We start from the raw sequence: 230 nt of genomic DNA, 5'->3' as shown, positions 1-230 counted from the left end.
ATATCCATGCCATTGAGGCTTGGAACCGTTGCCACCACAATCTGATCGGAGGATTCTTTTTCATAAGCGCTGAGCTTGGCAATCAGTTCCTGCTGTTGTGCAAAAGACAAAACGCCAGCGGCATCCACCACACGATCTGTCAAAGCAATTGCCGGTTTATCCGTGCTTTGTGCATGAGCAACACTCGCCAATGCCATCAGCATGACCACAAAAAGCATCTTCAATACAGA

General features: G+C 47.8%; 1 protein-coding gene. It reads right to left on the bottom strand.

Going from position 1 to position 230, the window contains the following annotated elements; translation table 11 throughout:
- On the bottom strand, window positions 1-203 hold a 203-nt coding region (locus HBA93_RS23965; RefSeq protein ID WP_286202185.1), incomplete at its 3' end, for a TPM domain-containing protein.
- Between the last annotated feature and the right edge of the window lie 27 nt (window positions 204-230).

The sequence above is a fragment of the Ochrobactrum sp. SFR4 genome (genome assembly GCF_019730395.1).
Lineage (GTDB): Bacteria > Pseudomonadota > Alphaproteobacteria > Rhizobiales > Rhizobiaceae > Pseudochrobactrum.
Note: the sequence above shows the minus strand (reverse complement) of the source record. Positions and strands in the feature narration are given on the sequence as shown.